At 42.2% G+C, this 6,723-nt stretch carries 5 protein-coding genes and 1 pseudogene; 2 read left to right on the forward strand and 4 right to left on the reverse strand.

The window, feature by feature from the left end; all coding sequences use genetic code 11:
* Together ED652_RS18485 and ED652_RS18490 are read right to left on the reverse strand one after the other, a co-directional pair.
* A complete protein-coding gene (locus ED652_RS18485) occupies nucleotides 1-969 on the reverse strand; it encodes a sugar kinase (protein WP_122055748.1) in 969 nt (322 codons plus the stop codon).
* A 108-nt stretch (nucleotides 970-1,077) separates the two neighbouring features.
* Entirely contained in the window at nucleotides 1,078-2,511 is a 1,434-nt protein-coding gene (locus tag ED652_RS18490; RefSeq protein ID WP_122055749.1) for a PTS transporter subunit EIIC, read from the reverse strand.
* Between the two features lie 260 nt (nucleotides 2,512-2,771).
* On the opposite strand from ED652_RS18490, the gene ED652_RS18495 reads away from it, so the two are divergent.
* Nucleotides 2,772-3,971 (forward strand): enolase C-terminal domain-like protein, encoded by a 1,200-nt coding sequence (locus ED652_RS18495; RefSeq protein WP_004732372.1) that lies wholly within the window; start codon nucleotides 2,772-2,774, stop codon nucleotides 3,969-3,971.
* A 49-nt stretch (nucleotides 3,972-4,020) separates the two neighbouring features.
* Here the strand turns inward: ED652_RS18495 and ED652_RS18500 are convergent, their stop codons facing one another.
* Nucleotides 4,021-4,734: a GntR family transcriptional regulator gene (locus tag ED652_RS18500; protein WP_122055750.1), complete on the reverse strand. Its 714-nt coding sequence runs from the start codon at nucleotides 4,732-4,734 to the stop codon at nucleotides 4,021-4,023.
* Between the two features lie 145 nt (nucleotides 4,735-4,879).
* Nucleotides 4,880-5,983, reverse strand: a complete 1,104-nt coding sequence (locus ED652_RS18505; RefSeq protein WP_122055751.1) for an ISAs1 family transposase — start codon at nucleotides 5,981-5,983, stop codon at nucleotides 4,880-4,882.
* Nucleotides 5,984-6,068: 85 nt separating this feature from the next.
* On the opposite strand from ED652_RS18505, the pseudogene ED652_RS18510 reads away from it, so the two are divergent.
* Nucleotides 6,069-6,635, forward strand: a pseudogene (locus ED652_RS18510) (hypothetical protein); the annotation flags it as partial.
* Nucleotides 6,636-6,723 lie beyond the last annotated feature (88 nt).

The following is a 6,723-nucleotide window of genomic DNA, read 5'->3' on the forward strand; positions in this document are numbered from 1 at the left end:
TTACTTCTTAATAGGGTTTGAAAGAGTATCGGTGATGGCTTTTGGAATAATTGCACCGTGGTGTTGAATCACTAGTCTCGCGAGTGCATTACCTTGTTGGCAGGCTTCTGAAACAGAACCTCCAGAGAGGTAACAAGATAAGAAACCACCGTTAAAAGAGTCGCCAGCAGAGGTGCTATCAACCACAGTCTCGACTGGTATTGTTGTGATGTTTACGGGCTCAGCTTTAGCGTTTTCACTGATCAAGCAGCCTTCAGCACCAAGCTTTACAACAACGGTTTTGACGCCGAGTACATGCAGTCTTTTTATGGTGTCTTGTGGCGTTTGATCGCCCCATAGCAGCTGTTCGTCATCAAAGGTAACCAAGGCTATATCTGTCGCTTTATAAGCAAGCTGATAAGCTTCTTTGGTTGCGTCTTGTGATCCCCACAACTTTGGTCGGTAGTTACTATCAAAGGCGATGGCCACACCACGTTCACGTAGACTTTGGATGATAGTGAGTAACTTGAGCTGATCGCCATGAGGCAAGATCGCCAGAGAGATTCCACTCAAAAACACCATATCGACATCTTCAAGTTGGGCGGTTATTCTGTCGAAGTCTGGGTGCTGTACCATGTAGCGAGCAGCCGAGTCATTACGCCAATACAGAAATGTGCGTTCACCAACGTCATCTAATTGAATCAGATACAGGCCTGGCGAGCGCTGTTCGTCAATCAGTACGAAATCAGTTGATAGCCCTTCATCTTGCCATCGGTTAAGCATCTCTTGGCTGATAGCGTCGGAGCCTAGCGCTGTGACATAACTGGTATGAATCATAGGTGCATCTGACGAACGGGAATAGCTGATGGCACTTCGGTTCAAATAAACAGCGGCGTTGAGCGTATCCCCACCATAGGTCTGTTGCATGGAACCGAATGGAGCGCCGTTCAGTTCTATCATGCACTCGCCGATAATCGCAATGTGGCTCATAGTGTGCCCTTACAGAAAGATTGGTATTGCTAGGTATATAAATGATGGAACGTGGCTACAAGGAAAGTAGCCACGTTGATTCTGTTCCCAATAGGTTGGGAGGAGGTCTTATTTGTTGTCTAGTTTCACGAACAACAGTGTTAATACATAAGACAGTACAAACACACCAACCACACCCATAATCGCTTGGATAAAGTTCTGTGTGCCGCCTGCAAGGTAAGCCGGCAAGCTGAACACAGAAGAAAGAATGTAGCTGGTTAAGTGAGTATCTATCGTTACCGAGATAGCACCGAACACACCTGCTGCTAAACTCGCGGTCATCATCGCTTTGGTGTATTTGGTTAGGACGCCAAATAGAGCCGGTTCCGTGATGCCTAAGATAGCGGTAACACTTGAGCCCATGGTGATTGAAGATTGCTCTTTCGAAACCGTTTTGCGTTGCTTGTGCCAGATTGCCATTGTCGCACCAGCAATTGCCATGTTACCTAAGCACATGATTGGCATAAGTAAATCCTTACCATACAGTGCAAAGTTGTTCAGGCTAATCGGCGTCATGCTGTGGTGGATGCCAAATACGATGGTAATAGGACGAGTCAGACCAAAAACAAAGCCTGTTAATGTCGGAGAGATTTCCAGTAGTGAACTCATTACCCAACCCGCGCCATTACTTAGCCAGATGCCTGCAGGGCCAACAAATGATAGCGTGATGGTTGAAGTCACTGTAAAGGCAAGCAGCGGTGTAAATACAGGCTTCGCAGAAGAAGGAACTAGACGGTCAACTAACGGAGTCACTTTAGACAATAACCAGATTGCTAGAATCGCAGGAACAATCGCGCCGCCGTAGTTAAGCAGTTCAATAGGAACCACGCCTAGCACCGTCAGCTCAGGTGCAGCGCCCGCATCTTTTAGCATCACCGTTTTATCTACTAGCTTGGGTGCTAACATTGCAGAGGAAACAGCAAGTGCGATGTACTCGTTTACCTTAAATACTTTGGCTGCAGAGAAAGAGACTAGCATTGGTAAGAAGAAGAACACAGCAACAGAGATAGAGCGGAAGAAATAAACCGTGTCTGAGCTTTCAGAGATAACGTTCGTTGCGATAAGGCCAGAAAGTAGACCCATCAACATACCTGCACCGGCAATCGCAGGAACTACAGGGCCGAAGATACCCGCGACAATGCGCATCACGCCTTGGAACAGTTTGCCTTTCTCTAGCTCATCAGCCGGATTAGCGTCAGCTTGTTGAGTGTTTGATAGCGCGTTAAACCACTTCTCTACTTCAACACCGATGATGACTTGAGTTTGACCTTGTTGAAGTACCACACCTTTCACATCAGCGATCTGCTTGATCGCTTCTTCGTCTACCAGAGACTCGTCTGCCAATTTGAATCGCAGCCTTGTCATACAGTGTGTGATACTCACAATATTGTCTTCACCACCAAGTGCAGTGACTAATAACTGTATATTTTCTTTGAAATTTTTATTTTTCGATGATGACTTCGAGTTATTAATAACGGCATCACTCTTTTCTACCATTTGCATACTACACCTGTTATTGGAATATATTTAACTCGAGTAATCATAACGACAACCAATTTAATTCCAACGCAGTAAAAAGAGATCTCAATCACACTTGAAATTCGAAAAATTATTTTTTCACCATTTTTGGCCAATTGGTATGTTTTGTTTATCAAAAAAAAACACTTAACGTACCAATTATTTTTACCGAAAATTAGCGCTTGAAATGTGGTTTTTAACGCGGTTAGATAATAGGAGTTGACTTAAGTTTAGGTTATTTAATTGTGAAAGAAACTATTATATCTGATATCCATTGTATTATTACTAAACCAGACAGACACAATCTCATTACCGTGGTCGTTGAAACGAATGAAGGCGTGACTGGGTTTGGTTGTGCGACATTCCAACAACGACCGCTTGCTGTAAAAACAATGGTCGATGAATATTTAAAACCTATTCTTATTGGTAAAAACGCCAATAATATTGAAGACTTATGGCAAATGATGATGGTCAACGCTTATTGGCGAAATGGCCCTGTTATCAATAATGCAATTTCCGGTGTTGATATGGCACTGTGGGATATTAAAGCCAAATTAGCGGGTATGCCGTTACATCAATTATTTGGTGGTAAGTCTCGTGATGCTATTCCTGTATACACACATGCGACTAGCGATACGATGGAAGGTATTTATGAGCTGGTGGAATCTTTCCTAGACAAAGGCTACAAGCACATTCGTTGTCAGCTTGGTTTCTATGGCGGTGTTCCAACCGATTTGCATACCACTCAAAACCCGACTGAAGGTTCGTATTACGACCAAGATCAGTACATGGACAATACACTAACGATGTTTAAGTCGCTTAGAGAGAAATACGGTAACCAATTCCATATTCTTCATGATGTTCATGAGCGCCTTTTCCCGAACCAAGCAATACAATTTGCCAAAGAAGTTGAGCAATATAAGCCTTACTTCATTGAAGATATTCTGCCGCCAAATCAAACGGAATGGCTGGATAATATTCGTAGCCAAAGTTCGGTTTCATTGGGTTTAGGGGAGTTATTTAATAACCCTGAAGAGTGGAAGTCTTTGATTGCTAACCGTCGTATCGACTTTATCCGTTGTCATGTTTCCCAAATTGGTGGTATTACTCCCGCTCTGAAACTAGGTCATCTATGTCAGAATTTCGGTGTTCGTATTGCATGGCATTGCCCACCAGATATGACGCCAATTGGTGCAGCGGTAAACACGCATTTGAATGTGCATTTACACAATGCGGCTATTCAAGAGCATGTCGAATACAACGAGAACACGCACAAGGTATTCCCAAATGCTGCGGAGCCAATTAATGGTTACCTATACGCATCTGAAATCGCAGGTATTGGTGTCGAGATTGACCGAGAAGTTGCCGCTGAATTTCCTGTAATGTATCGTCCCCACGAGTGGACTCAAAGTCGCCTTCCTGATGGCGCGATTCACACTCCATAACTCAAACAGTACCTATTCGGTTACTGAGTAACGCAATAAAATAGCCGCACTAGCGGCTATTTTTATCTCTGAAATTCATGCTCTCACTGTTAAAAGGCGTGTGGTAGGTGCATTGATAGTTGATGTCGATGATATCGCTGACAATGAACAGTTCGCCAGAGGTTAAGAACCCTCGGTTGGTGATGTTCATTGCTGCCGCATTCTTTTTGCAACCCAGAAGGTCAGCGTCATCTTTGGATACGTTGATCGCTTGATAGGTAGTGAGGTAACTATCGATCTCTAAATCATGTGCTAACGCGTGTTTTTGAATAGAGTTTTCAATGATCTCTGTATTCATTTCAGAGAAGATACTGACAGGTATCTTTGCCTCTTCAATCTGAACGACTTTATTATTTATTAACCTCAGTCGTCTAATCTTCCAAATATACTCATCATCAGATAATGAAAATATTTGTTGTTCATGTTGGTTTGGTAACGTTTTATTTAATTGAATCTTTTTATAAGATATTTCTTCAAAGCTGTTTTCAGTGATTGAGTTATAGACTAAGGGAGTACCAATTAAAGAAGTATTAACAAAATACCCAGACCCAATTTTCGATTTCACCATTCCAATAGCCTCTAACTTTGCGAGTGCCTTGCGAATGGTGAAACGAGATAACCCATATGTTTCAGAGAGTTCTCTTTCAGCTGGCAGTTTGTGATTAATACTGTTTTGGCAGATCTTGCTCACAATATCTTGAACAACTAATTCGTACTTTTTCATAGGCCAATAACTTTTAAAGTGTATTCACAGTGATTAAAGAATAGTGAACTAAATCAGGGATTCAGCACGCTCTTAATGACTTGAAATTATAACATAGAAGGCTATATAGGTGATGGTAATAACGGAAGGGCACGAATAAGCTTTGTTAATCCGATGTAAACAAAATCGAAGCTCTGTAATCTTGATCCCACACTGCTTTATTCATTTTCCTTGGTACTGACAAGTTGCCTGAAGATTTTCTAAACAAGTTTTGTACAAAGCGTCGGCAACAAGCCATGTTTAACGCGGAGTCGCCTGCATAAATTTGTTGCTCATCTTCTTTAAAAATGACATCCAACGCCCAATGCTGCTGGTTCTCAATATGCCAATGTTTCCTTGTCGCTGTCGAGGCAAGCGCTAAGGACAAGTTGTCGGTGCAAATGTAGTACGAAGTTTCATAACTTCCTTTCCCTTTCACACTTCTATCTCTCACGACAGCAATCACGCTTTTAACAGTGAACCACTTTTCTTTGAGACCTTCACTAAATGCTGCGGGGAGCACGTAAGCTTCTCGCACCTCTTTTCGACCATGACCTTTATTTTCGGTCGTATAAGACTCTTGATTGTCCTTAGGTAAAGCCCAATAATCTTGAAATTGTGCATCAATTTCTGCGAGTAAGCTTGGCTGATTCTTTTTGACTTGAACTAATAAATCTCCACCTTTCTCAATCACTTCCTTCAGGGTTTCAGTCTGACAATGCAGGGCATCAGCCGTTAATAAACACCCTTTTATATCTAAAGCATCTAACATGTTCCTTATCGCTGTTAACTCCATTCCTTTGCCTTCACAGGGTTGGTGCGTAAGAGTTAACACTTCTTCTACATCAAATGCTGATACCAGATAAAGAGGGGTATCTTGCTTGCTCGCTTTAGCGCCTTTCAAAACCTTTCCATCAACACTGATGATAGGTTGAGCACAACTCTCTCTATGCAAATTCACCCAACCCACCATGGCTTCTAACAGCGTTTCAGGCACCACTGCCTTCATGATCGCAGCGATATTATGTCGGGTTGGTAGCCCGTTTTCGTAGGGGAAATACTCACGTAACCAATCAATGTTACCTTCTCCAAAATCCTTGATGTCAGTCCACTTATTTTGTCCGCAAAGCATGGCTGTGATGACCAAGAAAGCCACTTCCATGACAGGGTAAACTTGGTTGATGTGCGAACGGGTATCTTTCACTTTTTTTAGCTGTTCAATGATTATCATGCGAGTTTCTCTTGTATTTTTACTCCATGATCTGATCATTACAATTTGAAAAAGTTCCATCGAGAATTAAAGTTATTTATTTTCAATGGTTAAAGTTCGATCCCGTCCTTACCTTTTTGTCGGAGAGACGAAGGTTGAGTTGCAGAGAAAGTCGGAAAAGTTGGCGTCGCAAGCGCCTGAATGTCGACTTGTTATGAGCTTAGTGACCGATGAAAAAGGCAATGAGTTGGCAAGGTAGTATTTATTATCAAATGTTTTTGATGTTGATGCGACAGAGATAGCGATGTGGTATTGCCATCGCTGGAATATTGAGTCTTGGTTCAAACTGTTGAAAACGAATGGTCACCAGCTTGAGAAATGGCAACAGACAACGGGTGAATTGATACTCAAACGGTTAATAGTAGCCAGTGTTGCAACCACGCTCGTTTTCAAGCTTTACTCAGATAAGTCAGAAGAAGCGAAAGAATTCAAAGGTTTCTTAGTGAAATTAAGCGGGCGTTTAACGAAGCGTTCAAAGCCAGTGACACATTCAGCTTTGCTTGCAGGTCTCTGGGTGTTCTTACAAATGTACGAGGTATTGAACACTTGCACGACAGAGGAAATCAACAGGATGAAAGAGTTGGCCAGTTCGTTTTTTGCTCAGTTTGTGTAGATACCTATGCTTAAGGGTATTGTTAATCATCTATCATAGACAGGATCTTAAGGGCTAAGCGGTTTATTTAGATAGAAAAAAGGCTTCA

It is taken from the genome of Vibrio sp. Evd11, from assembly GCF_900382755.1.
GTDB classification, from domain to species: domain Bacteria; phylum Pseudomonadota; class Gammaproteobacteria; order Enterobacterales; family Vibrionaceae; genus Vibrio; species Vibrio lentus.